Origin of the sequence: Rhodanobacter sp. T12-5, assembly GCF_008329435.1 — a bacterium.
In the GTDB taxonomy this organism is placed as follows: domain Bacteria; phylum Pseudomonadota; class Gammaproteobacteria; order Xanthomonadales; family Rhodanobacteraceae; genus Rhodanobacter.
In genome coordinates this window covers 89,658-116,576 of record NZ_NPKN01000009.1, presented here as the reverse complement: position 1 = coordinate 116,576, position 26,919 = coordinate 89,658, and the positions used below count along the sequence as shown (strand labels likewise).

Here is a 26,919-nt window from a genome sequence, read left to right as displayed (position 1 = left end):
CATGGCACAGCTGAGCCTGTTCGACAACGGACCGCAACGGTTGCTGGACGACGCCAGCGGACGCATCGTGCTCGTGCCGGACCTGGTGGAAGATGGCACCGCACAACGCTGGTTCGAGCAACTGCATGCCGGCATCGCATGGAAGAGCGGGACGCGACTGATGTATGAGCGCGAGGTGGAAGTGCCGCGCCTGCGTGCGCATTTTCGTGTCGACGATCCGGATCTGCCGGTCGCCTTGCGCGAGGCGCATGCCGCAGTGGCCGCAGCGGTGGCTGCTCCGTTCGACAGCATCGGACTGAATCTCTATCGCGACCAGCACGACAGCGTCGCACCGCACAACGACAAACTCGCCGACATCATCCGTGGTCAGCCGATCGCCCTGCTCTCGCTCGGTGCCACCCGGCGCATGACGATACGCGCGAAGCACCCGCCACGCCGCGTGCTGCAACTGGACCTGGTGGCCGGCAGCCTGCTGCTGATGAGCTGGGAGACGCAACTGCACTACGACCACGCCATACCCAAGCAGCGTGCGCCGGCAGGGCCGCGCATCAGTCTGGCGTTTCGCGTGCGTGGCGACTCGGGCCTGAGATGACGGGTTTCCACCGGCGTTCGCTCGCATGCGCGCCATGGCGACGGGCCGAAGCAGGTTCCGGGAACTCGGACTATGGAGCGTCCATTGCCTGAGCCCGGGCCCTATCCGACACGAGGATCCTTCGCCCGCCTTGTTGTTCGTCCGAGGCCATGCTTGGCCGAGGCTTCCCGCTGCGGCTCGGTGTTGGCCTGCCCCGTGTTCGCGTAGGCTTCGGCCGGAGACGGCATCGGGTCGTAGGAGGTGTCGCGCGCCGCGCCGGGATCGCCGGTGTGTCCCGGTTGCGGTGACGCCGGGGTGGCGGCGCGGTCGACTGGTTGATACTGGCCGTCGTCACCGCTTGATCCGCTGTGCACCCGACCATCATGCGGATCGTCCGCCACGGGCGAGGACGCCGGATTCCCGTCGGTGGTGGATCGCTCTCTCTGCGGGGGCGCAGCAAGAGCCTTCTGTTTGACGCCGTTTTTCGGCATTGCCTGTGTATTGCGCATCTCATCCCCTCCCTGCATGGAAGGACCGGGCCAACGAATGCACGGTCATCGAAACGGTGGACACGCCGCCGGTTGGACGGTTCCGGGTTGGCACCTGTGCTCCGGCGGATGTCGCCGCCATCCGTACCCGTTTCCATGGCGATACCGCGCCGCATGGTCGTCGAACACATTCGAAGCACAGGCATACAAAACATGAAAGTCGTATTCACACCGGTCCCTTTCAACTCGAAAACCGCAAAGCCCATTGCGCCGTCCGTACGACGTGGAAACCGTGCCGTCGAGTTCGACCGATCGATGCACAAGGCATGTCGTGAATGGATTCGCGTTCGATCTTCAGAAGACCTTCACTGAATGCAGAGTTTCAGCACGCGATAGTCCGATGCTTCTGGGCAGCGGCATTCCCATTGCGTCCGTTCCCACAGATCTTGTTCGTCGATTTCCACTTCGTCGACATCGCTGCGCCGACGGCAGGTCGATCAAGCGATGAAGCTGCAGACCCATGATGTGCGCGTCCAGCGCCGCGGCAGCCTCAAGATCGATCCGCACATTTACGAGTTGCTGGCGCAAATGTCATTCTGAGCCTGTCGCCGCAACTTCAAGCCCGAACCCCGCATGCAGCGAGACACATGCCCCTGCACCTTTCCAAGGGACCGACGAAACGACAGGCGGGGCGAGAGCGGCATGGACACCTGAACAACCGGAAGGTACGCATGCATTTGGCCATCCACACTCACCGGTTTCGCTGCATGGGCAACTCCCGATGATGCGAGGCCGTCCCGTTTGCCGGGCGATGATGCAGATAGCGGCGATCGGCCTGGTCCTGCCGGCATTTCCTGCGCTGGGGCAGAACGGATCGACCACCTTGCCGGATATCGTGGTGACGGCGACCCGAAGTGCACGGAAGCCGTTCGATCTGCCCTCGTCCATCGATGCAGTAAGCCTGCAGAACCTCCAGGCAGATCGCGTGTCGATCAACCCGTCCGAATCCCTGCGCGAAGTGCCCGGCGTGCTGGCACGCGACCGCCAGAATGCAGCGCAGGACGAGCAGATTTCGATCCGCGGCTTCGGTGCGCGCACCACGTTCGGCGTGCGTGGCGTGCGCCTGTACGTCGATGGCATCCCCGCCACCATGCCGGACGGTCAGGGTCAGTTGTCGAATTTCAGCCTCGGCGCGTCCGACCGCATCGAGGTATTGCGCGGTCCGTTCTCGGCGCTGTACGGCAATTCCTCCGGCGGCGTGATCCAGTTGTTCACCGCCGACGGCACCGACCCGCCCGAATGGCGCGCGATGTTCGGCGCGGGGCGCTACGCCGGTCAGCGTGTCGAACTGGGCACGCGCGGCATCGCTGGTGGTCTCGACTACAACGTCGACCTGTCGCGTCTGCGCAGCGACGGCTTTCGTCGGCACAGCCGCTCCGAGCGCGACAACGGCAACGCCAGGCTGCGCTTCACGCTGGGCGATGGCAGTCGGATCACGGTGGTGGCCAACAGCGTATTGTTGCCGCACGCGCAGGATCCCAAGGGGCTCACCCGCCAGGAATACCTGGTCGATCCGCGCCAGGCCGCGCCCTCGGCGCTGCTCTACGACACGCGCAAGAGTGTGCGCCAGAACCAGGCCGGCCTCATCCTCGAACACGACGACAATCACGGCGGCCAATGGCGTGCGATGGGCTACTACGGCGAGCGTGGAGTGCAGCAGTTTTTGTCGATACCGCCATCGGCACAGGCCAGCCCCTTGAGTGCCGGCGGCGTGGTGGACCTCGACGGCGATTACGGCGGAGTCGATCTGCGCCGAGGTTGGGATGGCCAGCTCGGCGGACGTCCGTTCGAGTGGGTCGTGGGCAGCAGTTGGGACCGGCAGAGCCAGCTGCGCCACGGCTACGAAAATTTCGTCGGCGACGCGCTGGGCGTGATCGGGGCGTTGCGGCGCAACGAACGTGACACGGTGTGGGACTTCGACCAGTACGCCCAGGCGAGCTGGCACCTGTCGCCACGCTGGTCGCTCAGCGGCGGCTTGCGTCACAGCAGCGTGCATTTCGTTGTCGACGATCGCTACATCACCGCCGGCAATCCCGATGACAGCGGCCGGCGCAACTACGCAGTGACCACGCCGGTCGCCGGTGTGCTGTACCGCGCCGGCCGCAACTGGCATCTGTACGCGTCGTGGGGACACGGTTTCGAAACGCCCACCTTCAACGAACTCGGTTACCGCAGCGACGGCGGCAGCGGGCTCAACCTCGGTCTGCAGGCGGCGCGTTCGGACAACTTCGAACTGGGTTCGAAATGGCGTTGGGCCAGCGACAACAGCGTCGAGCTGGCGTGGTTCCAGGCCGATACCCGCAACGAACTGGCGGTGGACAGCAACACCGACGGGCGCACCACCTACCGCAACCGCGGTCGCGCGCGCCGCCGCGGTGTCGAAGCCGAGCTGCAACTGTCGCTGGCTCCACGCTGGCAGGCCCATCTCGCTTACACATGGCTCGACGCACGGTTTGCGCAACCGGTGGAGGGAACCACCGGCACGCGCATCGCCGGCGTGCCGCGCTCGGCGCTCGATGCGAGCCTGCGCTGGGGCGGCAACCGCGGCTGGCATGCGCAGCTGCAACTGTCGGCCATCGGTGCCGTCGTTGCCGACGACGCGAACAGCGCACGCGCGCCGGGTTACGCGCTGGTCGACGCAAGTCTGGGCTACGTCATTGACGATGCCGGCATGCAGATCGCGCCCTTCCTTCGCCTGGACAATCTGTTCGACCGTCGCTACATCGGCTCGGTCATCGTCAACGAATCCACCGGCCGCTATTTCGAACCCGGCCCGGGCCGCGCACTCTACATCGGTTGCCGCCTGACCTTTCGCTGATCGTTATCTCGGCAGCAACAGGTGTTGCCGGCTCAACAGGTCGGCCAGCGAAAGTGCGATCACACGAAGAAGATCAGCACCGGCAGCGCCTTGACCGCGGCGATGCCGGCCACCTCGCTGAAGGCACCCAGCGGAATCAGTGCACTGCCGGCGCTCAAACCCGGCAGTACAAGCCCGTCGACGACCATGGGGCGAGACGGCATCTACGACGTCGGGCGCCGTCGCCGCTGGCGACGGCGCCCGCGGCACATCCTTACTGCGCCTTCGGCAAGATGTAACCCGGCGGCACGGCCTGCTTCTCCTGCATCGCCTGCATGTAGCGGTCGCGCAGCATGGTCTGGCGGCTGACCATGGGGATCTTGCGACCGGCAATGAAGACCTGGTCGGCGAAGCTGGACAGTTCCAGCGGGTCGGCGCTCCAGATCACCACGTCGGCCAGCTTGCCCTGCTCCAGCGTGCCCACGTCCTTGTCCATGCCGTAGATCCGTGCCGGGTTGAGCATCAGCGCCTTCAGCGCATCGAGCCACGGCAGGCCGTTGGCGACGGCGTTGCCGGCGGCCTGGGTGACGTTGCGGGCGTTGTGGGTGTCACCGGTGGCGAAGGCGATCGTCACGCCGGCTTTCTGCAGGCGCGCAGCGTTTTCCAGCGTCGAGCCCAGCGTCTCGAAGTGAGCCGGCAGGTCTTCCAGCGGATTGAGCAGCACTGGCACGTGGGCGGCGGCCAGCTTGTCGGCGACCATCCAGGCCTCGGCACCGCCGGAGACGATCAGGCGCAGGTTGAAGTCGGCAGCCAGCCGCAGCGCGGCCTCGATGTCGCTGGCGCGCTCGACGTGGACCACCAACGGCTCCTTGCCCAACAACACCGGACCCAGCGCCTCCAGGTCCAGCCGCGTCAGCGCGTATTTGCGGCGCTGGTTGCTGGCGTAGGCGCGGGTGTTGTCGGCGTAGTCTTTGGCATCCTGCAGCGCCTCGCGCAAGGCCAGCAGCGCGGACGCGCGCGAGCCGCCGGCCTGCTCCGCGCCGGTTTCGCCCAGCGCGGCAAACATCGCCGCGGGATCGCGGTGGATGAAGCCCTCGGTGGAACCCAGGTCGATGATGGCGCCGCGGCCGGCGATGATGTGCTTGTCGCCGTCGGTGGGCGACACCATGGCGCGGGTGACGCCGGCGATGCGGTTGACCGGAATCAATACCGAGCGCGGGTTGATCGCGTCGGCCACGTCGAAGGCAGCGCTGAAGCGCGAGTCGCCGGCCGAGGCATCGCGGGTTTCCTTGACCGCGCCCACTTCGACGATGCCGAACTGGCTTTCCGGATCGAAGATGCCGGGCGTGACGATCTTGCCGCTGGCGTCGATGCGCTCGGCGCCCGCGGGAATGTCGACGTTGGCGCCGACCGCGGCGATCCGGCCGTCCTTGAGCAGCACCGTGCCGTGCTCGATCTTGCCGGCGGCGCCCAGTGTGTACACGGTGCCGCCGGTGATGGCGTAGACCTTGCCGTCGCCGGCAACATGGTTGTCCGCACTCGCCGCGGAACGGGTGGCGCCGGCATCGGCGCGGTCCGCCGAACGATCGGCGGGGCTGCAGGCGACGCAAAGCATCGCGAGGATCATGACCAGGTATTTCATCGGGCGCCCTCCCCTGCATCGACATCCGCAGCATGCGGGTCGACGAAACTGCCGAGCATGAAGTCGGAGGTCGATTGCCGCTCCGGATCGGCGCGGTCGAACACCACGGCACCGTCGAGGAACACCTTCTCGGTACGCGCATAGACGCTGAGCGGGTCGGCGCTCCAGATCACCACGTCGGCATCCTTGCCCGGTTCCAGCGAGCCGATGCGATTGTCCAGGCCGAGCGCCTTGGCGGGATTGAGCGTCATCCACATCACCGCGTGCGCCTCGCTGATGTCGAGCCCGGCGCGCCGGCCCGCCGCCAGCGCCTTGCCCACCTCCTGGTTGAGGCGCTGGATGCCGTTCTCGTCGTCCGAATGGATCATCGCGCAGGCACCGCCGGCGTCGGTCATCGCGATGTTGGCGCGGATACCGTCCCACGCTTCCATCTTGAAGCCCCACCAGTCGGCCCACATCGCCGCACAGGTGTCGGTTTTCGCCAGCAGATGCGGAATCTTGTAGGCCTCGACGGCGTGATGGAACGCCGCGATCTTGAAGCCGAACTCGTGCGCGACGTCGAGCAAGGCGGCCATCTCGTCGGCGCGGTAGCAATGCATCTGCACGCGGATCCTGCCGTCGAGCACTTCGGCCAGGGTTTCCTTGCCCAGGTCGCGCTTGGGCGGCGGGCCGGCCTCGGCGGCCCCCTTGGCCTTGACCTTGGCTTCCCACGCCTTCCACTCGCGGTCGTAGGCCTGGGCATCGGCGAATGCCTGCCGGTAGCCGGCGACATCGCCCATCAACGTCGATGGAAACTGGTGGCGGCTGCCGTACACCCGCATCGGGTTCTCGCCGCAAGCCATCTTCAGTCCGTACGGCGCATCCGGAAACTTCATCGCCTGCACGGTGGTGGCCGGCACGTTCTTCAGCACCACACCGCGACCGCCGATCAGGTTGCCGGAACCGGGCAGGATCTCCAGCGTGGTCACGCCGCCGGCGCGCGCGGTGTTGAAACCCGGATCCTGCGGCCAGACCGAATTTTCCGCCATCACCTGCGGCGTGGTCGGATTGGTCATCTCGTTGCCGTTCGCGGTGGCTTCCACCGCCGGCGACGGATAGACGCCCAAATGCGAATGCACGTCGATGAGGCCGGGCGTGACATATTTGCCCTTCGCGTCGATGACCACGGCGCCGGCAGGTGCCTCGACCTGCTTGCCGACCGCCGCGATCTTGCCGTCGCGCAGCAACACCGAGCCATCGTCGATGCGTTCGCCGGTGCCGGTGTAGATCGTCGCGTGCTGGATCAGCGTGGTCTGCGCAGGCAGCGCCTGGTAGGTGGACGGAAAGGCGTCCGGCGGGAATTCGGCCGGCGGCGGGGCCGCAGCGTTCGCGACAGCCCCTGCAGACACCACCAGCAAAACCGCGAGCGTCACCGCGCGCAAGTGTGACGATTTCATCTTCGCTCCCAAGTTGGCCCCATACATGCCTGCCCTGGCTGCGATCTACGGCGTGTCCGTTGCCGCGACCGGCAAACCGTACATGGAAGCGTCGGCAAAGTCTTGCTTGCGGAAACGAGGGCTGTGTGCAGATCGAGCGTGGCGAGGTCGACAGAATGTGCCGGCGCCCTGGCTGTATCCAATAGTCGTCACGCAGGCCATCGCGCCTTACGAGTTGGAGAGAGGCGAACCAAAATTGTCCCTGACACCTTTTTTGGTGCGGTTGATTCAGCGCTGGCCTGGTGTGTGGGCCGCCACGAAACTGCGCAGCACATCGTTGATCCGCGTCTGGTAGCCCTTGCCGCCACCCTTGAAGTAATCGAGCACATCCTGGTCGATCCGCAAGGTCACCTGCGCCTTCGGCTCGCTTCGCTCCGGACGATGCCTTGCCCAGAACTCGGCCGACATCGCGGCAATGTCGCTGTAGTCGATGCCGCCGTCCGGCTTGTCTGCCACCGCCTGCAGGCGCTTGCGCTGCGCAGCGGTCAACGGCGTGGGATGTTTCGGATCAAGCTTCATTTTCATGGTAGTACGCTCGTTCGCCGGCATTGGCCTTGCGGGCCGAGATGATGCGGATGATGTCTCCACCAGCACCGCGCAAAGTGTAGGCAACGACCAGCAAGACCGGCCCTGCCCAGCCCAACGTCAACCATCGGACCTCACCGTAGTCCTCGCGGTCATCGACCATGTCGACACGTCCGCCATCCAGAAACACATGGGCCGCATCTTCAAAGGCGACGCCATGCTTGCGCAAATTTGAAGCCGCCTTGGCGTCGTCCCACTCGAAGTCCATATCCATGGATTCCAGATTCCGTAGCTACGAACTGTAGTTACATGGAGTGCGACTGTCAAAGTGGCATTCGCACACCGGCTACCCATTGCCTGGATGGTTCGGTCACTGCCGTGTTGTCGGCGGCCCAGGAATCCTGCCCATCGCGCCGCCGCGAAAAAGCGCAAGTGACTCTGAAGACTCATGTCGCCGCCGCCCGTTTAGCCTCTGATGCTGCCATTCGGATCAAGGATTCCGGGAAAAGTCACTGCGACTTAACTTCCCCCGTTCCGCTTTTGGGGGCGGCCGAACGCAGAACAGAGAAATTCACGGACGCGGAAGCCGAGCAAGTAGATCGGGCAGCTAAGCGTCTGGCGGCAGCCTTTGGTTACGGCACGTCGTGGCAGTCTGCGCCGCTTCAGATACCGGAAGCGGACGGCTTGCGCATGAAGTCGGCGACCCTGCCTGTTGCGCATCGTGGACAAGTCACCGAACAAGCGGCACGAACCATCGGCGGTTGTCGGCATGTAAGGCGGCAGCATGCCTGGGCGATCCACGGCGGCATCCATAACTGCCGACCTGATAAGTATTGCCGACAAATCCGAGAAGTTGGGATGCGCAGACGGTCTATCTGTGGCACGTCAGACCCTTATGGACGTGGCGAAGTTGAACGGTCTTGTTGTGGAGAAATCCGAAGTTTTCATCCGCTCTCCGGAAGAGAGGGCTGCGCGTCTTGCTGAGCTGAAGCTAGAACGCGAGCGGATCGCGGCAGTGATCGTTGTCAGGAGGAGGCCATCATGAACCTCAAGAACCGAGTGCGCACGCTGGAGCGCGAGATCTCGCCACCGGAGGTGCTGCGTGTGGTGTACGTCGCGGATGGCGTCGACAAGGCCGCTGAGCACGATCGCCAGCGCCAACAGGAACACTATCGCGGACCGCTGGCTGTCCTGGATGAGACTGACCGACAACCATGAAGCTTAGGCACCGCTTTTTTCCTCGAATTCCTTCCTGCACCAATCCATGAATATCCGTACGTTAGCTGCGGCGACGGTCGCAGTCCTATGTCCTATGAAATCCGAAGCAGCCTCGAACCTCACGCTGTCGGGATTTGGATCGCTGTCGGCAGCAAAGTACATGTCGGTGGCTGCACGCGTGCTACCCATCACCAATTCAGCAGCGCCTATGCCTACCGCTAGGCGTTCTCCAATATACGCAGGCAAATATGTTGCGTCGTCGACATTGAAGAAGCGAACAGATTCAGCGATCTGATTGCACGCTGCATTCAAAGCAGCGGCGCTGTCCGTGACTGCAGTAGATGCCGAGCCGGGAAGAATCGCTGAGAATACGGCGCCCTGTTTAGTCACCAAATCCAACGCAATCATCAATCCACTGCACGGTGTGAAGAGGTGCGATGCGACAATTCGCGCACGCGCGGCAACCCGCCTATCGCGACGACGTCCCTCTCGGGTGGAAATGCCGACCGCAACCACTGCTGCGGACGCGCTACCGATTGCGCCGGCTGCTGTCCAGAATACCGAGCCATTGATGGCACACACAGCTGGCCAGTGCGCGATCAGTAAGACCACCACCGCGGCGGTAATGACTCCGGCGAAGAACGCAACAGTCGTTTTCATGTTGTTGGCGTGACTTCTGAACCGCAGTGCTTGCACTTGATCGCGGCAGGCCGGATCTCTTCATCGCAATATGGGCAGGTGTAGACCTTCGCGCCAGCAGCCACTTTACGGTTCTCGCCCGAACAAGCCCATACCAACGCTACGACCCGGCCGACCAGACTCCAGCCAAGAAGCAGATCGAGTATGAAGATGGCGGTTGTGTTCGGGTTCCCTCGATTGCTCGCAACGAACGCCGGGAGGAAATAGAAAAACAGCCCGACAACAAGCATCAGAAGTAACAAAGCAACGTCCATGAATTCCCCCTATTTGCTCGCATGTCCCCTGACATGCGAAGGCAATATAACAATCATCCACTGACATGGCATCGGCATTCGCCTACACGCTTGCTCACCTTGCGCTGGCTCACACCCCAGTGCCATGCCGGCAATCTAGATCCTGCCCCGCGAGTCAGGCCAGACTGCCCTCTATCAGCGCTGACCGATGACCGGGGCGACTTCCTTTGGGTGCCGCGCATGATCGTCTATACCGTGAAGCAGAATGAAAGCGGGCTATGGTGCATTCGCACTATGAGCGCCACGATCGCGGATGGCCTGCAGCTCGGCGCTGCTATCAGGCAGGCGCGGGACGCCGATCGAACAGGGCATATGGAGTCCGGCCTTGTCACGAGGGTGGAAATGCACAGCGCTGACGTGATCGTGCCGCTGGCCCATTACCAGGCGGCACAAGACACGTGGACGGGCGCCATAGCGTGAGTGCGAGCGAGCGGATCAATATCCGCGACAGTCTGAGCCGTGCGCACTGGTGCGGCTGCTTCAGCTGCAGCGATCAGGATCTGATCGAGGCGGTGCGCGCGACTCGAAGCACCGAGGTCGGCGTGGTCGAGATCTACCTCGCCACCAGATGCGCGCTGGAATCGTTCGAGCCGGCGAGAGCGTCATAGGCAGGCTGTGAGCAGCCTTCCGTTCCGGGTACAGCGCAAAGACGGCGAATGAACAAGGCGCCTGACTGTTGACTAATGCTGACATTCGCGCAGCAGTCAACAGGGGACAGGCGTCTCTAAAATAGACGGCAATAGATAGCCGAGCTGTCGCACAGTGCGAACACCTGCCATTGCGGACCCGCAGGGAACTTACAAGGGAACAAAATACATCGCCCACAAAAAGGCCCTATATTCAGGGACTTAGTTGCGTATCTGGCGGAGAGAGTGGGATTCGAACCCACGGTAGGCTTACACCTACGGCAGTTTTCAAGACTGCTGCCTTAAACCGCTCGGCCATCTCTCCAGACTTGTTCGCGATCCTTCTGCGAGGGACGCAATCCTATCAGGAACGTGGCGACAAGGAACCGTTGCCGCTCTTCTTCGACAACGCCACCAGACACCCCACCAGGATCGCCACCGGGATCAGCGCGCCCAGCAGCGGCAGCAACAATACCGGTTGGCGAACGACCATCGGCACGAGTTGCGTGGCGCTGGCGAAGGCGATGATCCACAGGCGCCAGCGGCGGTGGTGGCGGGCGAACCAGAAGCTGCCGATGACGAGCAGCAGCGCGATGATGGAAAGCACCAGGTCGATCTTCGGCATTTGCCACACGCCGTCGAAGCCCAGTCGCGTGCCGATCACCGAAGCCAGCACCGTGAGCAGGAAGTAGCTGGTGTAGAACTCGACCTTGTCCCAGGTGCCGCGGGCGGCTGCCGACGTGTTCATGCGATGCGGTCCAGTCCGGCCATGTACGGGCGCAGCACTTCGGGCACGTTGATCGAGCCGTCGGCGTTCTGGTTGTTTTCCATCACCGCGATCAGGGTGCGGCCGATGGCGAGGCCGGAGCCGTTCAAGGTGTGCACGAGTTCGGGCTTGCCGGTGTCGGGGTTGCGCACGCGGGCCTGCAGGCGGCGGGCCTGGAAGTCTTCGCAGTTGGAGCAGCTGGAGATTTCGCGGTAGGTCTGCTGGCTGGGCAGCCACACTTCGAGGTCGTAGGTCTTGACGGCGGTGAAGCCCATGTCGCCGCCGCACAGCAGCACCTTGCGGTATGGCAGGCCGAGCTTCTTCAGCACGTTTTCGGCGTGGCCGACCATTTCCTCCAGTTGCGCATGCGAGTCGCCGGCGCGGGCGATCTGTACCATCTCGACTTTCTCGAACTGATGCTGGCGGATCATGCCGCGGGTGTCGCGGCCGTAGCTGCCGGCCTCGGCGCGGAAGCACAGCGAGTGCGCGGTCATGCGCAGCGGCAGCGCGTCGGTGTCCTGGATGGTGTCGCGCACCAGGTTGGTCAACGTCACTTCGGCGGTGGGGATCAGGTAGCGTTTCGATTCGCCGACTTCGGTGGCGAACAGGTCGTCTTCGAATTTCGGCAGCTGGCCGGTGCCCTGCACGCTGTCGGCGTTGACGATCACCGGCAGGTTGCATTCGAGGTAACCATGCTCGCCGGTGTGCAGGTCGAGCATGAACTGGCCGATCGCACGATGCAGGTGCGCGAGCTGGCCGCGCAGCACGGTGAAGCGTGCGCCGGACAGCTTGGCGCCGGCGTCGCCGTCGAGCCAGCCGTGGCGTTCGCCGAGTTCGACGTGGTCTTTCACCGCGAAATCGAAGCTGCGCGGATTGCCCCAGCGGCTCACCTCGACGTTGTCGTTTTCATCCTTGCCGAGCGGCACCGACTCGTGCGGGATGTTCGGGATGCCCAGTGCGATGTCGGCGAGCTTCGCCTGCACGTCCGCGAGCGCCTGCTCGTTGGCCTTGAGCTTGTCGCCCAGGCCCGCGACCTCGGCCATCAGCGCAGCGACGTCCTCGCCCTTTGCCTTGGCCTGGCCGATCGACTTCGAGCGCGTGTTGCGCAGGTTCTGCAGTTCCTGCGTTTCCATCGCCAACTGCTTGCGCGTGCTCTCCAGCGCTTCGACGGTGGACACGTCCAGATCGAAGTTGCGGGTCTTCTTGAGTCGCGCGGCGGTTTCGGCGAGGTGCGAACGCAGCAGTGCGGGATCCAGCATGATCGAGGTCCAGATGAAGGCTTGAACCGCGAATTATCGCTGCCGGGTGGCAATTGCCGCAATGAATACCGGGTGGCGTTACATCGCCACCCGGCTTGCCGACACGCTCAGCTGGCCAGCTTGCGCTCGCTGCGGCCCAGCCACCAGGCCATCGCGGCACCGGCGATCAGCCAGCCGATGAGCTGTTCGGCCAGCGCGGCGAGCGTGAAATCGAGCGGGAAACGGTACCAGTTCCAGTACGGCAGGGTGGTGCCGAGCCAGGCGAATACGGCCGCTGCCGCCGCCACGGCGAGGCGGCGCCGAAAACCGAGGCCTGCCAGCCCCATCACGAACGCCAGCGCCAAACCGCCCAACGTATCCGATGCCCATTGCCGCCCGATCTGCGGCCCCATCCGGGTCATGTCGGTGCCTTGCGGCTGGTAGACCACGAAGGCATACGGCGAGCGTACGGCCTTGATCGAATAGGTCCGTACCTCGGCCGCGTCGCCCATTTTCTTCGGATCCAGCGCGGGCAACAGGTATACGCCGGGCTCCCCGCCCAGGCCTTGCTGCAGGCCGCTGAGCGCGATGTTTTCGTTGGTTGGCAGGCGCAGGCCAACCTCGCCCAGGCCCAGCGCCATGTGCGCCACCACGCCCCACACGAACATCAGGATGCCGCCGATAAGACCCGCCACGAGTACGCGCATGCTTCACCCTCCCCGGTTGATGGGATGAAATCTAGGCTCGGGATCGCAGCGGCGGCAAGGGAGCGCGCAGCACGGCGGGACTGCGGTCATTGGCATCGCGGAAAACATCGCCCGCGAGCGGGCTCCTACGGCTTGCGCGCCTTTTCGCGGGCGGCACGCAGCGCCAGCAGCTTCTCGCGCAGTTGCAGTTCCAGTCCGCGCTCGACCGGCTCGTAGAACACGCTGCCGGCCAGTTCGTCGGGCAGGCATTGCTGATCGAGGGCGATGCCGCCTTCGGCGTCGTGGTCGTACTGGTAGCCCTTGCCGTAGCCGAGGCCTTTCATGAGCTTGGTCGGCGCGTTGCGCAGGTGCATCGGCACTTCCAGCGTGCCGCCTTCGCGGATCGCGGCACGGGCCTTGTTGTAGGCCATGTAGGCGGCGTTGCTCTTCGGCGCGATCGCCAGCCAGATCGCCAGCTGTGCCAGGCCCAGTTCGCCTTCGGGGCTGCCGAGGCGTTCGTAGGTGTCCCACGCGTCCAGCGCCATCCGCCAGGCGCGCGGCTCGGCCAGGCCGACATCCTCCACCGCCATGCGGGTCATGCGCCGGGCCAGGTACAGCGGATCGACGCCGCCGTCGAGCATGCGGCAAAGCCAATACACCGCCGCGTCGGGGTCGGACGAGCGTACCGACTTGTGCAACGCCGAGATCTGGTCGTAGAACTGCTCGCCCTGCTTGTCGAACCGGCGGGTACGGTCGGCCAGAACCTGAGTCAATGTCGCTTCGTCGATACGCTTGTCTTCAGCGAGTTCGGCGGCGATTTCCAGCAGGGTCAACGCGCGGCGCACGTCGCCGTCGGCTGCCTGGGCGATCGAGTCCAGCGATTCATCGGAGACCTGCAGCTGCAGCTCGCCCAGGCCGCGTTCGCTGTCGATCAGCGCGCGCTTCAGTGCGGCGATGATGTCGGCGGTGGAGACCGGCTCCAGCACGTGCACGCGGCAGCGCGACAGCAGTGCGGAGTTCAGCTCGAACGACGGGTTCTCGGTAGTGGCGCCGATGAAGATGATCACGCCGCGCTCGATGTGCGGCAGGAACGCATCCTGCTGGGTCTTGTTGAAGCGGTGCACCTCGTCGACGAACAGTACGGTGCGTCGCCCTTGCGCGAAGTTCACCTCGGCCTCGGCCAGTGCCTTGCGCACGTCCGGCAGGCCGGAGAGTACGGCGGAAATGGCGCGGAAATCGGCGTCGGCATAACGTGCCACCAGAAGCGCCAAGGTGGTCTTGCCGCAGCCAGGCGGGCCCCACAGCACCATCGAGTGGATCTTGCCGGCTTCCAGCGCGCGGCGCAGCGCCTTGTCCGGCCCGACCAGGCGCTGCTGGCCGACGATCTCGTCGAGGCTGCGCGGGCGCATGCGCTCGGCCAGAGGCTTGAGCGCGTCGGGTTCGGCGAACAGGCCGGGGGTGGATGGTGAGGCGGGACGAGGCATCCGGGCATGATAAGCCATGCCTGCCGGTGCATTGGTCATGGCGCGATGCCGGTGGGGTGCTGCACTGTGCTGCGCGCCGGGACAGCGTCGCGGCTGAAGCCGCTCCCACAAGAGCGGGTCGGCACGTTTCGACTGCTGTGCTTCAATTTTCCCGCGCGCAAGAGAGTGACAAAAGCGCAGGCGGGCCGACGGGATTTACCCTCACTCAGCCTGCGTCGACATCCCCTGTAGCCCCCCATCCCGCCTTGTACTGGCAATACAGCCCGTAGCCCACGCCGCACAACCCGGTAAGCACGGCCGGAATCAGCAGGGTGCGTTCGCCCAGCACGCCGAACAGCAGAGCGCCGACGGCGCTGCCGAGGGTGAAGGTCGTCACCACCAGCACGCATACGCGGATGCGCAGGGTATCCACCTCGAGCCCGCGCAGCCGCTGGCCGATGTAGATGCCCAGGTCGGTGAACATGCCGGAGACATGGGTGGTGCGGAACACCATGCCGCTGTAAGTGCTGGCCATGCCGTTCTGCAACCCCGCGCCCATCGCTGCCAGGTACAGGCCGACCGGACTGCCGGCGTCGAGCAGCGGTACCGCGGCGAACAGCAGCAACGATTCCAGTATCAGTGCCAGTCCGTAGCGGCGTCCGAGTTTCAGCGTGCTCTGCTGCACGATCATGCCGCTGAGAATCGCACCGATCAGGAAGGCGCCGATCGAGAGCCCCCAGTGCCACGCCTCGCCGCCGTCGCCGGTGCCGAATGCCACGCCGAGCAGGCTGGTGGATCCGGTCAGGTTGGTGATCGACTGGTGGCGGAAGCCCATGTAGCCGGCCGCGTTGACGATGCCGGCGATGAAGGCGAGCACGCCGCCGCCGATCCACGCCCACCGCGGCAGCTGACGCAGTACAGGCATGACCGGATCAGTCCTTGAGTGGCTGGGTGGTGATCACCGGCGCGTCGCCGATCACGTCGGCGCCCTTCGGCGGCACGAAATTGAAAGTGTCCGGCGGAATCGGTGCGTTGCGCTGCCAGTCGGAGAAACGGATGTCGGTGGTGGAACCGAGCTGGTCGCGAAACGTCATCCGTGCCAGGCCGTTCGCGTCGAAGCCGAGGTCCGCGTAATCGAACTGCGGATCCTTTGCCGTAGAGGTGAGCCTCAACCAGACCAGGCCATCCCGCTCACCCCGTTCGGCAACCTTGAAGTTCTTGTCCAGTTGCTTGACGTCAGTCAGCACGGTGAGCGGGCTATGCGCCTCCTCGCTGCTCTGGATGCGCACGGTGACCTGTTCGAGTTCCGGGTCGTACATCCATACCCGGCTGCCGTCGGCCACGATGACCTGCTTGTACGGCGTCAGCGTGTCCCAGCGAAACTGTCGCGGCGACTGCATCGCCAGCGTGCCGGAACTGTTCTTGCCGGCCTTGCCGTTGATGTCGACCAGCGACTGCGTGAAATGCCCGGTCAGCGAATGCAGGCCGGTGGCGAACGCATCCAGCCGTGCACGCGCCGGACCGGTGGCAGCCTGCGCCACGGCACTCAGCGAGAACATCAGCACAACGGCGGACATGGCGAGCATGAAGCGTTTCATCGGATTCCCTGGAAACGTGGCGATGCGGTGAATTGTGAAGCGTGCAGGCTTAACCGAATGGTAGGAGCGACTTCAGTAGCGATGCTCTTCGGTGACAAGGCCAGGAGCATCGCGACTGAAGTCGCTCCCGCAAGGGCTGGCGCTCAATTCTTCGGTGGCGGCGGCGCCAGCACTTCGCGGTTGCCGTTGTGCTGCGGGGCGCTGACCACGCCGTCCTGCTCCATCTGCTCGACCAGCCGTGCGGCGCGGTTGTAGCCGATGCGCAGGTGCCGCTGCACGCCGGAAATCGAGGCGCGCCGGGTCTGCGTGACGATCGCCACCGCCTTGTCGTACAGCTGGGTGTCGGCGTCGCCGCCCTCTTCGCCTTCCTGCGGCAGGCCCGAATCGTTGATGAACTTGCCGTCGCTGGTGGCCTGCACTTCCTCCAGCACGCCTTCGATGTATTGCGGCGCACCTTGCGATTTCAGCCAGGCGACCACGTGGTGCACCTCGTGGTCGTCGACGAAGGCGCCGTGCACGCGTTCCGGCGTGGCGGTGCCCGGCGGCAGGTACAGCATGTCGCCGTGGCCGAGCAGGGTCTCGGCGCCCGACTGGTCGAGAATCGTGCGCGAGTCGATCTTGCTGGAGACCTGGAACGCGATGCGGGTGGGGATGTTGGCCTTGATCAGGCCGGTGATCACGTCCACCGACGGGCGCTGGGTGGCCAGGATCAGGTGCACGCCGGCGGCGCGCGCCTTCTGCGCCAGGCGGGCGATCAGCTCCTCCACCTTCTTGCCGACGATCATCATCATGTCGGCGAATTCGTCGATGATCACCACGATGTACGGCAGCGGCTCCAGCGGCTCGGCGGCGAGGTTCGGCATATCCGGGTTCGGCCGGAACAGCGGGTCCAGCATCGGCTGGCCGGCATTCTCGGCGTCCTTCACCTTCTTGTTGAAGCCGGCCAGATTGCGCACGCCGACGGCGGCCATCAGCTTGTAGCGGCGCTCCATCTCGGCCACGCACCAGCGCAGCGCGTTGGCGGCCTCCTTCATGTCGGTGACCACCGGCGCCAGCAGGTGCGGGATGCCCTCGTACACCGAGAGCTCCAGCATCTTCGGGTCGATCATGATCATCCGCACGTCTTTCGGGCTGGCCTTGTACAAGAGGCTCAGCACCATCGCGTTGACCGCCACGGATTTGCCCGAACCGGTGGTGCCGGCCACCAGCAGATGCGGCATCTTGCCCAGGTCGACCACCACCGGCTTGCCGCCGATGTCCTTGCCCAGCGCCAGCGCCAGCGGCGATTTCAGCTGGTCGTACTTGTCCGAACGCAGGATCTCGGAGAGATACACGATCTGCTTGTGGGTATTGGGGATCTCCAGCCCGATCACGTTCTTGCCGGGGATCACGTCGACCACGCGCACGCTGACCACCGACAGGCCACGCGCGATGTCCTTGTCCAGGCTGGATACCTGGGAGCCGCGGATGCCCGGCGCCGGCTCCATCTCGAAGCGGGTGATCACCGGGCCCGGATAGGCGCCGACCACCTTCACGTCGATCTTGAAATCCTTCAGCTTGAACTCGACCTGGCGCGAGAGCACCTCGAGGGTTTCCTCGGAATAGCCCGGCCCCTGCGGCGGAGCCTCGTCCAACAGCGACAGCGGCGGCAGTTCGCCCGGAGCGGCAGCGCCGGTGAACAGCGGAATCTGGGTTTCCAGCTTGGCCCGCTCGCTCTTGGTCACCGGCGCGGGGGCGGCCTCGATGCGCACCGGTTCGCGCTTGGCCTGCCGCACCGCATCGGCCTTCTTGACCACCTCACGCTCGGTGCGTGCCTGCCGCGCGGCCAATGCCTGGGGTGCCCGGCGCAGCTTGCCGCGGAGCCAGTCGACCAGCTTGAGCACGCCCTGCCCGGTCCAGTCTGCCAGCTTGAACCACGACAGGCCCGTGGCCAGCGTCACCGCGATCAGAAACAGCGCCAGCAGCAGCAGCGGCGCGCCCTTGTCGCCGAACGCGCTGAGCAAGGCGTCGCCGACCCACACGCCGATGATGCCACCCACGCCCTGCGGCAAGACCGGCTCGTCGTGGAAATTGAGGTAGAGCAGTGCCGGCCCGGTAATGAAGAAGAACACGAAGCCGATCAGCCGCAGCGCCGGCTCCCACGGGTGCACCACCCGTTCGTCGCCGCGCTGGCGCAGCACCTGCACGCCCAGCAACAGCAGCAGCAGCGGGAAGCAGTAGGCGACCAGGCCGAAGATCCAGCGCAGCAGGTCGGCGACGTAGGCGCCGACGGTGCCGCCGAAATTGTGCGCATGCTCCAGCTGGCCGGCGTTCGTCCAGCTGGGATCATGCGGGTTGTAGCTGAACAGGCACACCAGCAGATACAGCGCCAGCGGCAGCAGCAGCAGGGCGCCGGCTTCACGCAGCCGGCGCTTCAGCTCCTCGCTGAGGCCTTCCCTCGGTTGTTGTCTTGCATTTGCGCTGCGCGCCACCTTGGGTGCCCCCTTTTTGACTGCCAAGGGTCAGAGCATACCTTGCAGAGCGGGATGCACCAGCTTGCCGCCGTCGACGTTGATGCCGACCTTCAGCGGTTCGAACTCGCGCCACTCGTTGCCGGCGGCCAGGCGCTGCACGTACGGCAGGATCGCGGCGGAGATCGCCAGCGACGAGGTCTGCGGCACCGCGCCGGGCATGTTGGTCACGCAGAAGTGGGTGACGCCATGCACGTCGTAGGTCGGTTCCTTCCAGGTGGTGGGCTTCGAGGTCTCGAAGCAGCCGCCCTGGTCGATCGCGATATCCACCAGCACGCTGCCCGGCTCCATGGTCTTCACCATCGCCTCGGTGACCACGCGCGGCGCCTTGGCGCTGGGTACCAGCACCGCACCCACCACGATGTCGGCATCGCGTACTTCCTCGGCCACCGAGGACTCGTAGGCGTACAGCGCGGTGACGTTCGGACCCATCGTCATCATCTCGGCCAGGCGGTCCTGGCGCTTGTCGAACACCACCACGTTGGCGCCGGCGGCAGCTGCCAGCGCAGCAGCCGCACCACCGGCAGCGCCGGCGCCCAGCACCACCACCTTGCCGCGCGGGGTGGAAGCCATGCCGCCGAGCAGCTTGCCCTTGCCGCCCTGCGGGCGATGCAGCAGCGTGGTGCCGATCTGGGTGGCGATGCGGCCGGCGATCACCGACATCGGCAGCAACAGCGGCAGCGCGCCGTTCTCTTCCACCGACTCGAACGCCACGCCGGTCAGGCCGATGTCGAGCAGGCTCTTCGTCAGTTCGGGTTCGGCCGCCAGATGCAGGTAGCAGAACAGCAGGTGGTGCTTCTTCAGCAGCGCCAGGTCGCCGGCGACCGGCTCCTTCACCTTGACGATCAACTCACCGGCCTCGTACAGCGCGGCGGCGTCGGGCACGATCTTGATGCCCTCCTTGATGTAGGCCTCGTCGGCAAAGCCGCTCTTCAGGCCGGCGCCGGACTGGATGAACACTTCGTGGCCACGGCGCACCAGATCGGCGGCAGCGGCGGGAACGAGGGCAACACGACCTTCGAGGGTCTTGGTTTCGGAGGGGATACCGATACGCATGGAAAAAGAATCCTGTGGGAGCACGTTGTGGATCCATCGCGCTGACGCTGCGGTGGTGTCGGTGAATCTGTCGCCTACCTTGAATCGGCCGTGGGTATTCCCCATCCTTGCGGGGTCACGCAACCCGCCTCGCTCGCTGGCCTCGCTTGAGGAAACCGTGCCGGGGGCTGCAGCGAATGAAGTGTCAGGCCATCGGTAAACCCAAGGATTATACCAACCATGAGCACCACCAAACACAGTCGCCTGCTGATCCTCGGCTCCGGCCCCGCCGGCTACACCGCCGCGGTGTATGCGGCCCGCGCCAACCTCAAGCCGACCATGATCACCGGCCTGCAGCAGGGTGGCCAGCTGATGACCACCACCGATGTCGACAACTGGCCGGGCGACGTCGAAGGCCTGCAGGGTCCGGCGCTGATGCAGCGCATGGCCGAGCATGCCGAGCGCTTCCACACCGAGATGATCTTCGACCACATCCACACGGTGGACCTGAAGCAGCGCCCGTTCCGGCTCAAGGGCGACTCCGGCGAATACACCGCCGACGCGCTGATCGTCACCACCGGCGCCACCGCCAAATACCTCGGCATCGCCAGCGAGGAGAAGTACAAGGGCAAGGGCGTCTCGGCCTGCGCCACCTGCGATGGCTTCTTCTTCCGCGACCAGGACGTGGTGGTGATCGGCGGCGGCAACACCGCGGTCGAGGAGGCGCTGTACCTGGCCAACATCGGCCGCAAGGTCTACCTGGTGCACCGCCGCGACAAGCTGCGCGCCGAAAAGATCATGCAGGACAAGCTCTTCGAGAAGGCCGCCGCCGGCAAGATCGAGCTGGTCTGGAACCACACCATCGACGAAGTGCTGGGCGACGACACCGGCGTCACCGGCGTGCGCGTGAAGGACGTCAACTCCGGCGTCACCCGCGACATCGAGGCCACCGGCTTCTTCGTGGCGATCGGCCACACGCCGAACACCGGCATCTTCGAAGGTCAGCTCGACATGCACGACGGCTACATCAAGATCCACAGCGGCCAGCACGGCATGGCCACGATGACCTCGGTGCCCGGCGTGTTCGCCGCCGGCGACGTGGCCGATCATGTTTATCGTCAGGCCGTCACGTCGGCCGGCTTCGGCTGCATGGCCGCGCTGGACGCCGAACGCTGGCTCGATCAGCAGACCCCGGCCGGCTGATGTTGTAGGAGCCCGCTCGCGGGCGATGCTTTTTGCTCTGAATCTCCCTATTCAGCATCAGAACAATAGCATCGCCCGCGAGCGGGCTCCTACACAGCCAGGCCACGCCCGCCATGCACATCCGCTTCCACGCCGCGATCGCCGAACTGCCTGCCGCGGAATGGGACGCCCTGCGCGCTGACGCCAACCCGTTCGTCTCGCACGCGTTCCTGCACGCGCTGGAGCAAAGCGGCTGCATCCGGCCCGACTGGGGCTGGCAGGCTCATCACCTGGGCCTGTACCAGGACGGCCGCCTGCTCGCCGCCGCACCGCTGTACCTGAAGGGCAACTCGCACGGCGAGTTCGTGTTCGACTGGAGCTGGGCCAGCGCGTGGGAGCGTGCCGGCGGCGATTACTATCCGAAACTTCTCAACGCCGTCCCCTACTCGCCCGTGCCCGGCCCGCGCCTGCTCGCCGGCAATGACGAACGCACGCTGCTCCTGCAGCGCGCGCTGGTCGAAGCCATGCAAGGCGAAGCGGAACGAATGGGACTGTCCTCGGTGCATGCCAATTTCCTGCAGGCCGCCGAGCTGGCCGCGTTCGACGGCAGCGATCACGCCTGGCTGGCCCGCTCTGACGTGCAGTTCCACTGGCACAACCACGGCTATCGCCACTTCCCGGATTTCCTCGCCGCGCTCAACCACAAGAAGCGCAAGAACATCTTGCGCGAACGCCGACAGGTCGCGGCCAGCGGCCTGGCCATCGAGTGGCGTGGCGGCGACACGCTCGATCGCGACGAATGGCGGCAACTGCATGCGCTGTACGAAACCACGTTCGACATGAAGGGCAACCACGCGGCGCTGACTGCGGCGTTTTTCCTGCGACTCGGCGAGCTCGGTCGGACCGCACAGGTCGCGCTGGCGCGCCAAGGTGAAACCATCGTGGCGATGGCGCTGTTCGTGCAAGGCAGCGACGTGTTGTACGGCCGCTACTGGGGCGCTTCGGTGGATGTGCCGGGCTTGCATTTCGAGTTGTGCTACTACCGCGGCATCGAGCATGCGATCGCGCACAAGCTCGCGCGTTTCGAACCCGGCGCGCAGGGCGAACACAAGCTGGCACGCGGCTTCCTGCCGGTGCGCACCCATTCGCGGCATTACCTCGCGAACCCCGATTTTCGTGCCGCCGTGGCAGCAGCACTGGCCGGCGAACGGCCGGCGGTCGATGCTTATGCCGCCGAACTGCAGAGCCACAGCCCTTATGCCGACCGCGGCCACCGCGACGCCGACACCGTCACCGACCAACGATGATTCGCCTCCCGCTACTGGATGCTGCCGCCTGGGATCGTTTCCCCGATCCGCGCAATGCGCTGACCGAGCCGAACGGCCTGCTGGCATTTGGCGGAGACTTGTCGCCTTCGCGGCTGCTCGCCGCCTACCGTCTCGGCATCTTTCCATGGTTCGGCGAAGGCGAGCCGATCCTGTGGTGGTCACCTGATCCGCGCTGCGTGTTCCGCACCGACACGGCACGGATCAACCGCAGCCTGCGCCGCCAGCTTGCCGGCAAGCATTGGCGCGTGACCGTCGACCACGCGTTCGACGCCGTCATCCGCGCCTGCGCTGCACCGCGCGATGTCGATTCGGGCACCTGGCTGGTGCCGGCGATGATCGAGGCGTACATCCATCTGCATCGGCAAGGTCACGCGCACAGCGTGGAAGTGTGGGATGACGAACGGCTGATCGGCGGCATCTACGGCGTCGCGGTCGGCCGGCTGTTCTGTGGCGAGTCGATGTTCAGCGCCGAAAGCGGCGGTTCGAAGGTCGCCCTGGTCGTCCTTGCCCAGTTGCTGCACGGCCTCGGCTTTCCGCTGATCGACACCCAGGTGGCGAACCCCCACACCTTGCAACTGGGCGCGACCGAAATACCGCGCGACCGATTTCTGCAGGAGGTCGGTCGACTCACCCGATTACCCGGGCGGATCGGCAACTGGGCCGAACTCACGCCGCAGCTGGTTCAACCTTGCGTGGGTAGCTGAGCGTATGCGGGTCCCGCGACCTGCGGCGTTTGGCCGATCGCCTTCAGCTCGTCGTAGTGTTGCAGGAACAGGTTCACCAGGTCCGGATCGAGCTGGCTGCCGGCGACGCTGCGCAGATAATCCAGCACGTCCGCTTCCGGCCACGCCGGCTTGTAGACACGCACCGTGATCAATGCATCCCAGACATCGACCACGCTGAATATGCGCGCGGCCAGGGGAATCTCCTCGCCCCGCAAGCCCTGCGGATAACCGGTACCGTCCCAGCGCTCGTGATGGCTGTAGGGGATATCACTCGCCTCGCGCAGAAAATCGACCTGCTGCAGGAGCTCGTTGCCGATGTCGGGATGCCGGCGCATGATCGCCATCTCCTCATCGTCGAGCTTGCCGGGCTTGATCAACACGGCATCCGGCAAGGCCAGTTTGCCGATGTCGTGCAACAGGGCACCGAACCCGAGGTTGCGCAAAGCCTTCCCGTTCACACCAGCCAGGCGGGCCAGCCCGACGGCCATGCGCATCACGCGGTCGGAATGGTCGCCGGTTTCCTTGTGCCGTATATCCATCGCCGACACCAGCACGCGCAGGGTCTGCGTGTGTCCGTGCAGGAGCATCTGGTTGGCGGCCTTCAACCGGCGCAGGTCGCGACCGATCATCCAGTACAGCAACGCGCCGGTGGCCAGCACGAACAGGCCACCCTTGACGCTCTGCAGGAAGGTGAGCTGGGCGACGTTTTGCACCAGCACGTCCAACGCACGGTCGGAAAACCATATCCAGAGTGCGGACAGTACGACATAGACGAGTACGGTTCGGAACTGGGGGTTGGTCCTCAAGACACGGCTCCGCTGATCCTGCTTTGCAGCGGCCATTCATCGCACGTTTCCGGCACCGTGTCGATCATGTGGAGGCCCCACTGCGCAAGTTTGTGACGCAGCTGTCAGCTGGCCCGCGCCGCGTACGTGCGCGCCACGTAATTGTCGAGGATATCCACGAATTCGTTGGCTATATTGTCGCCGCGCAGGGTCATCGCCTTCTCGCCATCGATGAACACCGGCGCTGCTGGCGCCTCGCCGTTGCCGGGCAGCGAAATGCCGATGTTGGCGTGCTTGGATTCGCCCGGGCCGTTGACGATGCAACCCATCACCGCCAGGGTGAGGTTCTCCACGCCGTCGTACTTCACCCGCCACAGCGGCATCTGTTCGCGCACGTGCTCCTGCACGGTCTTGGCCAGCTCCTGGAAGAACTCGCTGGTGGTGCGGCCACAACCGGGACATGCGGTGACCAGTGGTGTGAACGAGCGCAGCCCCATGGTCTGCAGCAGCTCCTGCGCCACGATCACCTCGCCGGTGCGGGACGCGCCGGGTTCTGGCGTGAGCGAGATGCGGATGGTGTCGCCGATGCCTTCCTGCAGCAGCACCGCCAGCGCGGCGCTGGACGCGGTGATGCCCTTGGAACCCATGCCGGCTTCGGTGAGGCCCAGGTGCAGCGCGTACTCGCAGCGCGTGGCGATGTCGCGGTACACCGCGATCAGTTCCTGCACGCCGGAGACCTTGCACGACAGGATGATGCGGTCGCGCGCCAGCCCGATCTTCTCGGCCAGCGCGGCCGAGTCCAGCGCCGAGCGGATCAACGCCTCGCGCGCCACGTGCGAAGCGTCCCACGGATCGGCGCGCTTCGCGTTTTCGTCCATCAGCGCGGTGACCATGCCCTGATCCAGCGAACCCCAGTTCGCACCGATGCGCACTGGCTTGTCGTAGCGCAGCGCCTTCTCGATGATCGACGCGAACTGGCTTTCGTGCTTCTTGCCGAAGCCGACGTTGCCGGGGTTGATGCGGTACTTCGCCAGCGCCTCGGCGCAGGCCGGCTCGCGTTCCAGCAACAGGTGGCCGTTGTAGTGGAAGTCGCCGATGATCGGCACGTCCACGCCCATCATCGCCAGCCGCTCGGCGATGCGCGGGACAGCGGCGGCGGCCGCTGGCGTGTTGACCGTGATACGCACCAGTTCGGAACCGGCGCGGGCCAGCTCGGCGATCTGTTTGGCGGTGCTGGCCGGGTCCTCGGTGTCGGTGTTGGTCATCGACTGGACCACGACCGGCGCACCGCCGCCGACCTTCACCTTGCCGATCTGGACTGACACGCTGGGGCGACGCAATGCCGGCTCGGCCGGGCGTGGTTTCTGTGTAGCAAGCTCACTCATGGAATCAACCGGAAGACAGGCCGCGATGGTTCGCGGCGATGGCGTCAAGGATACCTGATCGGAGCTGCCGTCCTGTGACAAATCGGCGCACACTGGCGGCTGAAAAGCGGGTCCGGCAAGTCCTCTCCCACGAGGCTTTCCGCAGCCGCCGACCGCATATCCGCAGGCGCTGCACCGCTGTCACCTCACCCGGCGATGCAGCGCACCCTTGCAGGCTGACTGGGGGACCGCCCTGGTCACGCGACAAACCCGCGTCGCGCACACCGGACGGATTGCCGCAGCGGCTTGATCGAGGTCATGGCAGGGCCGCATGCTTCACCGGAAAATTGCAGTAATGAGCCAGGGAATCCGCATGCCGAATACCGAACACTACAACGACAAGGTGGTGCGCCAGTTCCTGCTGGCTGCCGCGGTGTGGGGCATCGTAGGCATGTCGGTCGGCGTGTATGCCGCCGCCGAGCTGATGTGGCCGGCGCTGAACTTCGACATCCCCTGGCTGACGTTCAGCCGGATCCGCCCGGACCACACCTTCGGGGTGATCTTCGCGTTCGGCGGATCGGCCCTGATGGGCACCTGCTACTACATCGTGCAGCGCACCGGCCACGCCCGGCTGGCGCTGGGCCGGCTGGCCGGCTTCACGTTCTGGGGGTGGCAACTGGTGATCGTGCTGTCGATGATCACGATGCCGCTGGGCATCACCCAGAGCAAGGAATACGCCGAGCCGGAATGGTTCATCGACATTCTGATCGCGATCGTCTGGGTGAGTTTCGGCGTGGTCTTTTTCGCCAGCCTGGCGCGCCGCCGGATCAAGCACATCTACGTGGCGAACTGGTACTACGGCGCGTTCATCATCGCCGTGGGCCTGTTGCACATCGTCAACAACCTGGCGCTGCCGGTGTCGATGTGGAAGTCGTATCCGATCTACTCCGGCGTGGTCGATGCGATGGTGCAGTGGTGGTACGGCCACAACGCGGTGGCGTTCTTCCTCACCGCCGGCTTCCTCGGCATGATGTATTACTTCGTGCCGCGCCAGGCGCAGCAACCGCTGTGGAGCTACCGCTTCTCGATCGTCAATTTCTGGGCGCTGATCTCGGTCTACATGTGGGCCGGCGCGCACCACCTGATGTACACCGCCCTGCCCGACTGGGTGCAGTCGGTAGGCATGGCGTTCTCGCTGGTGCTGCTGATGCCGAGCCTGGGTTCGGCAGCGAACGGCCTGCTCACTTTCAATGGCTCGTGGTGGCGGCTGAAAACCGACCCCGCCGCGAAGTTCATGGTGATGTCGCTGGTGTTCTACGCCGCCGCCACTTTCGAAGGCTCGATGATGGCGGTGAAGACGGTGAACTCGCTGTCGCACTACACCGACTGGACCATCGCCCACGTGCATTCCGGTTCCCTGGGCTGGGTCGCGATGATCACCATCGGCTCGCTCTACGCGATGGCCCCACGCGCGCTGGGCCGCCCGGAGATGCATTCGCGCAAGGCGATGGAGCTGCACTTCTGGCTGCACATCATGGGCACGTTGCTGTACGTGGGCTCGATGTGGACCGCCGGTGTCACCGAAGGCCTGATGTGGCGCGCCACCAATCCTGACGGTGCACTTACCTACGGCTTCCTGGACAGCCTGATCGCGATCAGGCCGATGTACCTGATCCGCTGGAGCGGCGGCGTGCTGATCCTGTCCGGCATGTGGGTGATGGCGTGGAACCTCTGGTACACCGCCGCCGATGCGCGGGCACGGCTGATCAAGCCGATCCCGGTGCCGATCCCCGAGCCGGTGCCGCACCAGGTACCCGCCCCGCTGCCCGCGGCCGGTTGAGGAGG

The 26,919-nt window shown here is 65.1% G+C and carries 28 protein-coding genes and 1 tRNA gene; 10 read left to right on the top strand and 19 right to left on the bottom strand.

Annotated elements, in window-relative coordinates:
* The first annotated feature begins 1 nt into the window (after position 1).
* A complete protein-coding gene (locus CIW53_RS16310; protein ID WP_149365778.1) occupies positions 2-592 on the top strand; it encodes an alpha-ketoglutarate-dependent dioxygenase AlkB in 591 nt (196 codons plus the stop codon).
* Positions 593-693: 101 nt separating this feature from the next.
* Here the strand turns inward: CIW53_RS16310 and CIW53_RS16305 are convergent, their stop codons facing one another.
* Positions 694-1,080, bottom strand: a complete 387-nt coding sequence (locus CIW53_RS16305; RefSeq protein WP_149365777.1) for a hypothetical protein — start codon at positions 1,078-1,080, stop codon at positions 694-696.
* Between the two features lie 790 nt (positions 1,081-1,870).
* Between CIW53_RS16305 and CIW53_RS16300 the strand changes: the two genes are divergently transcribed.
* Positions 1,871-3,937 carry a TonB-dependent receptor gene (locus tag CIW53_RS16300; protein ID WP_149365776.1) on the top strand — a complete coding sequence of 689 codons (2,067 nt, stop codon included), beginning with the start codon at positions 1,871-1,873 and terminating at the stop codon, positions 3,935-3,937.
* A gap of 59 nt (positions 3,938-3,996) precedes the next feature.
* On the opposite strand, the gene CIW53_RS17735 is transcribed toward CIW53_RS16300, so the two are convergent.
* The 5 genes from CIW53_RS17735 to CIW53_RS16280 all read right to left on the bottom strand — a co-directional run bounded on the left by CIW53_RS17735 (position 3,997) and on the right by CIW53_RS16280 (position 7,832).
* Positions 3,997-4,140, bottom strand: coding sequence for a hypothetical protein (locus CIW53_RS17735; protein ID WP_172969707.1), 144 nt, complete (start codon positions 4,138-4,140; stop codon positions 3,997-3,999).
* A 50-nt stretch (positions 4,141-4,190) separates the two neighbouring features.
* Complete coding sequence (locus CIW53_RS16295) at positions 4,191-5,558, bottom strand: amidohydrolase family protein (protein ID WP_149365775.1); 1,368 nt, start codon at positions 5,556-5,558, stop codon at positions 4,191-4,193.
* On the bottom strand, positions 5,555-6,994 hold the full coding sequence (locus CIW53_RS16290) for an amidohydrolase (RefSeq protein WP_149365774.1): 1,440 nt from the start codon (positions 6,992-6,994) through the stop codon (positions 5,555-5,557). The genes CIW53_RS16295 and CIW53_RS16290 overlap by 4 nt, the downstream gene beginning before the upstream one ends.
* A 267-nt stretch (positions 6,995-7,261) precedes the next feature.
* Positions 7,262-7,558 (bottom strand): BrnA antitoxin family protein, encoded by a 297-nt coding sequence (locus tag CIW53_RS16285; protein WP_242451950.1) that lies wholly within the window; start codon positions 7,556-7,558, stop codon positions 7,262-7,264.
* Complete coding sequence (locus tag CIW53_RS16280; RefSeq protein ID WP_197736684.1) at positions 7,542-7,832, bottom strand: BrnT family toxin; 291 nt, start codon at positions 7,830-7,832, stop codon at positions 7,542-7,544. The genes CIW53_RS16285 and CIW53_RS16280 overlap by 17 nt, the downstream gene beginning before the upstream one ends.
* A gap of 510 nt (positions 7,833-8,342) precedes the next feature.
* Here CIW53_RS16280 and CIW53_RS17730 point away from each other — a divergent pair.
* Both CIW53_RS17730 and CIW53_RS17725 read left to right on the top strand, forming a co-directional pair.
* Entirely contained in the window at positions 8,343-8,603 is a 261-nt protein-coding gene (locus tag CIW53_RS17730; RefSeq protein ID WP_172969706.1) for a hypothetical protein, read from the top strand.
* Positions 8,600-8,776 carry a hypothetical protein gene (locus CIW53_RS17725; protein ID WP_172969705.1) on the top strand — a complete coding sequence of 59 codons (177 nt, stop codon included), beginning with the start codon at positions 8,600-8,602 and terminating at the stop codon, positions 8,774-8,776. The genes CIW53_RS17730 and CIW53_RS17725 overlap by 4 nt, the downstream gene beginning before the upstream one ends.
* Before the next feature lie 3 nt (positions 8,777-8,779).
* Here the strand turns inward: CIW53_RS17725 and CIW53_RS16275 are convergent, their stop codons facing one another.
* Together CIW53_RS16275 and CIW53_RS16270 are read right to left on the bottom strand one after the other, a co-directional pair.
* Positions 8,780-9,436 carry a hypothetical protein gene (locus CIW53_RS16275; RefSeq protein WP_149365772.1) on the bottom strand — a complete coding sequence of 219 codons (657 nt, stop codon included), beginning with the start codon at positions 9,434-9,436 and terminating at the stop codon, positions 8,780-8,782.
* A complete protein-coding gene (locus tag CIW53_RS16270; protein ID WP_149365771.1) occupies positions 9,433-9,729 on the bottom strand; it encodes a superinfection immunity protein in 297 nt (98 codons plus the stop codon). Before CIW53_RS16270 ends, CIW53_RS16275 begins: the two co-directional genes overlap by 4 nt.
* A 219-nt stretch (positions 9,730-9,948) precedes the next feature.
* On the opposite strand from CIW53_RS16270, the gene CIW53_RS16265 reads away from it, so the two are divergent.
* Both CIW53_RS16265 and CIW53_RS16260 read left to right on the top strand, forming a co-directional pair.
* Positions 9,949-10,188 carry a hypothetical protein gene (locus CIW53_RS16265; protein WP_149365770.1) on the top strand — a complete coding sequence of 80 codons (240 nt, stop codon included), beginning with the start codon at positions 9,949-9,951 and terminating at the stop codon, positions 10,186-10,188.
* Positions 10,185-10,376 carry a DUF3606 domain-containing protein gene (locus tag CIW53_RS16260; protein ID WP_172969704.1) on the top strand — a complete coding sequence of 64 codons (192 nt, stop codon included), beginning with the start codon at positions 10,185-10,187 and terminating at the stop codon, positions 10,374-10,376. Before CIW53_RS16265 ends, CIW53_RS16260 begins: the two co-directional genes overlap by 4 nt.
* Before the next feature lie 253 nt (positions 10,377-10,629).
* On the opposite strand, the gene CIW53_RS16255 is transcribed toward CIW53_RS16260, so the two are convergent.
* The 9 genes from CIW53_RS16255 to ald all read right to left on the bottom strand — a co-directional run bounded on the left by CIW53_RS16255 (position 10,630) and on the right by ald (position 19,711).
* Positions 10,630-10,719, bottom strand: a tRNA-Ser gene (locus CIW53_RS16255).
* Between the two features lie 39 nt (positions 10,720-10,758).
* Complete coding sequence (locus CIW53_RS16250; RefSeq protein WP_149365768.1) at positions 10,759-11,142, bottom strand: LrgA; 384 nt, start codon at positions 11,140-11,142, stop codon at positions 10,759-10,761.
* Entirely contained in the window at positions 11,139-12,419 is a 1,281-nt protein-coding gene (gene serS, locus CIW53_RS16245) for a serine--tRNA ligase (protein ID WP_149365767.1), read from the bottom strand. Before serS ends, CIW53_RS16250 begins: the two co-directional genes overlap by 4 nt.
* Positions 12,420-12,526: 107 nt before the next feature.
* Positions 12,527-13,105, bottom strand: coding sequence for a hypothetical protein (locus CIW53_RS16240; RefSeq protein WP_149365766.1), 579 nt, complete (start codon positions 13,103-13,105; stop codon positions 12,527-12,529).
* 125 nt (positions 13,106-13,230) lie between these two features.
* A complete protein-coding gene (locus CIW53_RS16235) occupies positions 13,231-14,568 on the bottom strand; it encodes a replication-associated recombination protein A (protein WP_172969712.1) in 1,338 nt (445 codons plus the stop codon).
* Positions 14,569-14,773: 205 nt separating this feature from the next.
* A complete protein-coding gene (locus tag CIW53_RS16230; RefSeq protein WP_149365765.1) occupies positions 14,774-15,472 on the bottom strand; it encodes a YoaK family protein in 699 nt (232 codons plus the stop codon).
* A 7-nt stretch (positions 15,473-15,479) separates the two neighbouring features.
* Positions 15,480-16,145 carry an outer membrane lipoprotein chaperone LolA gene (lolA, locus tag CIW53_RS16225; protein WP_149365764.1) on the bottom strand — a complete coding sequence of 222 codons (666 nt, stop codon included), beginning with the start codon at positions 16,143-16,145 and terminating at the stop codon, positions 15,480-15,482.
* A gap of 143 nt (positions 16,146-16,288) precedes the next feature.
* Positions 16,289-18,562, bottom strand: a complete 2,274-nt coding sequence (locus CIW53_RS16220; protein ID WP_242451956.1) for a DNA translocase FtsK — start codon at positions 18,560-18,562, stop codon at positions 16,289-16,291.
* A gap of 84 nt (positions 18,563-18,646) precedes the next feature.
* Positions 18,647-19,711: an alanine dehydrogenase gene (gene ald, locus CIW53_RS16215; RefSeq protein ID WP_149365763.1), complete on the bottom strand. Its 1,065-nt coding sequence runs from the start codon at positions 19,709-19,711 to the stop codon at positions 18,647-18,649.
* A 219-nt stretch (positions 19,712-19,930) separates the two neighbouring features.
* Here ald and trxB point away from each other — a divergent pair, with 219 nt between their 5' ends.
* From trxB to aat, 3 genes are all read left to right on the top strand, one after another.
* On the top strand, positions 19,931-20,893 hold the full coding sequence (gene trxB / locus CIW53_RS16210) for a thioredoxin-disulfide reductase (protein ID WP_149365762.1): 963 nt from the start codon (positions 19,931-19,933) through the stop codon (positions 20,891-20,893).
* Positions 20,894-21,006: 113 nt separating this feature from the next.
* A complete protein-coding gene (locus CIW53_RS16200) occupies positions 21,007-22,179 on the top strand; it encodes a peptidogalycan biosysnthesis protein (RefSeq protein ID WP_149365760.1) in 1,173 nt (390 codons plus the stop codon).
* The gene (gene aat, locus CIW53_RS16195) at positions 22,176-22,904 is read left to right on the top strand and encodes a leucyl/phenylalanyl-tRNA--protein transferase (protein WP_149365759.1); all 729 of its coding nucleotides are present in this window, start codon (positions 22,176-22,178) and stop codon (positions 22,902-22,904) included. The genes CIW53_RS16200 and aat overlap by 4 nt, the downstream gene beginning before the upstream one ends.
* On the opposite strand, the gene CIW53_RS16190 is transcribed toward aat, so the two are convergent.
* Positions 22,883-23,731 carry an HD domain-containing phosphohydrolase gene (locus tag CIW53_RS16190; protein ID WP_242451949.1) on the bottom strand — a complete coding sequence of 283 codons (849 nt, stop codon included), beginning with the start codon at positions 23,729-23,731 and terminating at the stop codon, positions 22,883-22,885. The two genes, aat and CIW53_RS16190, sit on opposite strands and share 22 nt — an antisense overlap.
* Before the next feature lie 104 nt (positions 23,732-23,835).
* Entirely contained in the window at positions 23,836-25,095 is a 1,260-nt protein-coding gene (gene ispG, locus CIW53_RS16185; protein WP_149365757.1) for a flavodoxin-dependent (E)-4-hydroxy-3-methylbut-2-enyl-diphosphate synthase, read from the bottom strand.
* 352 nt (positions 25,096-25,447) lie between these two features.
* Between ispG and ccoN the strand changes: the two genes are divergently transcribed.
* Positions 25,448-26,914: a cytochrome-c oxidase, cbb3-type subunit I gene (gene ccoN, locus CIW53_RS16180; RefSeq protein WP_149365855.1), complete on the top strand. Its 1,467-nt coding sequence runs from the start codon at positions 25,448-25,450 to the stop codon at positions 26,912-26,914.
* Positions 26,915-26,919: the final 5 nt, after the last annotated feature.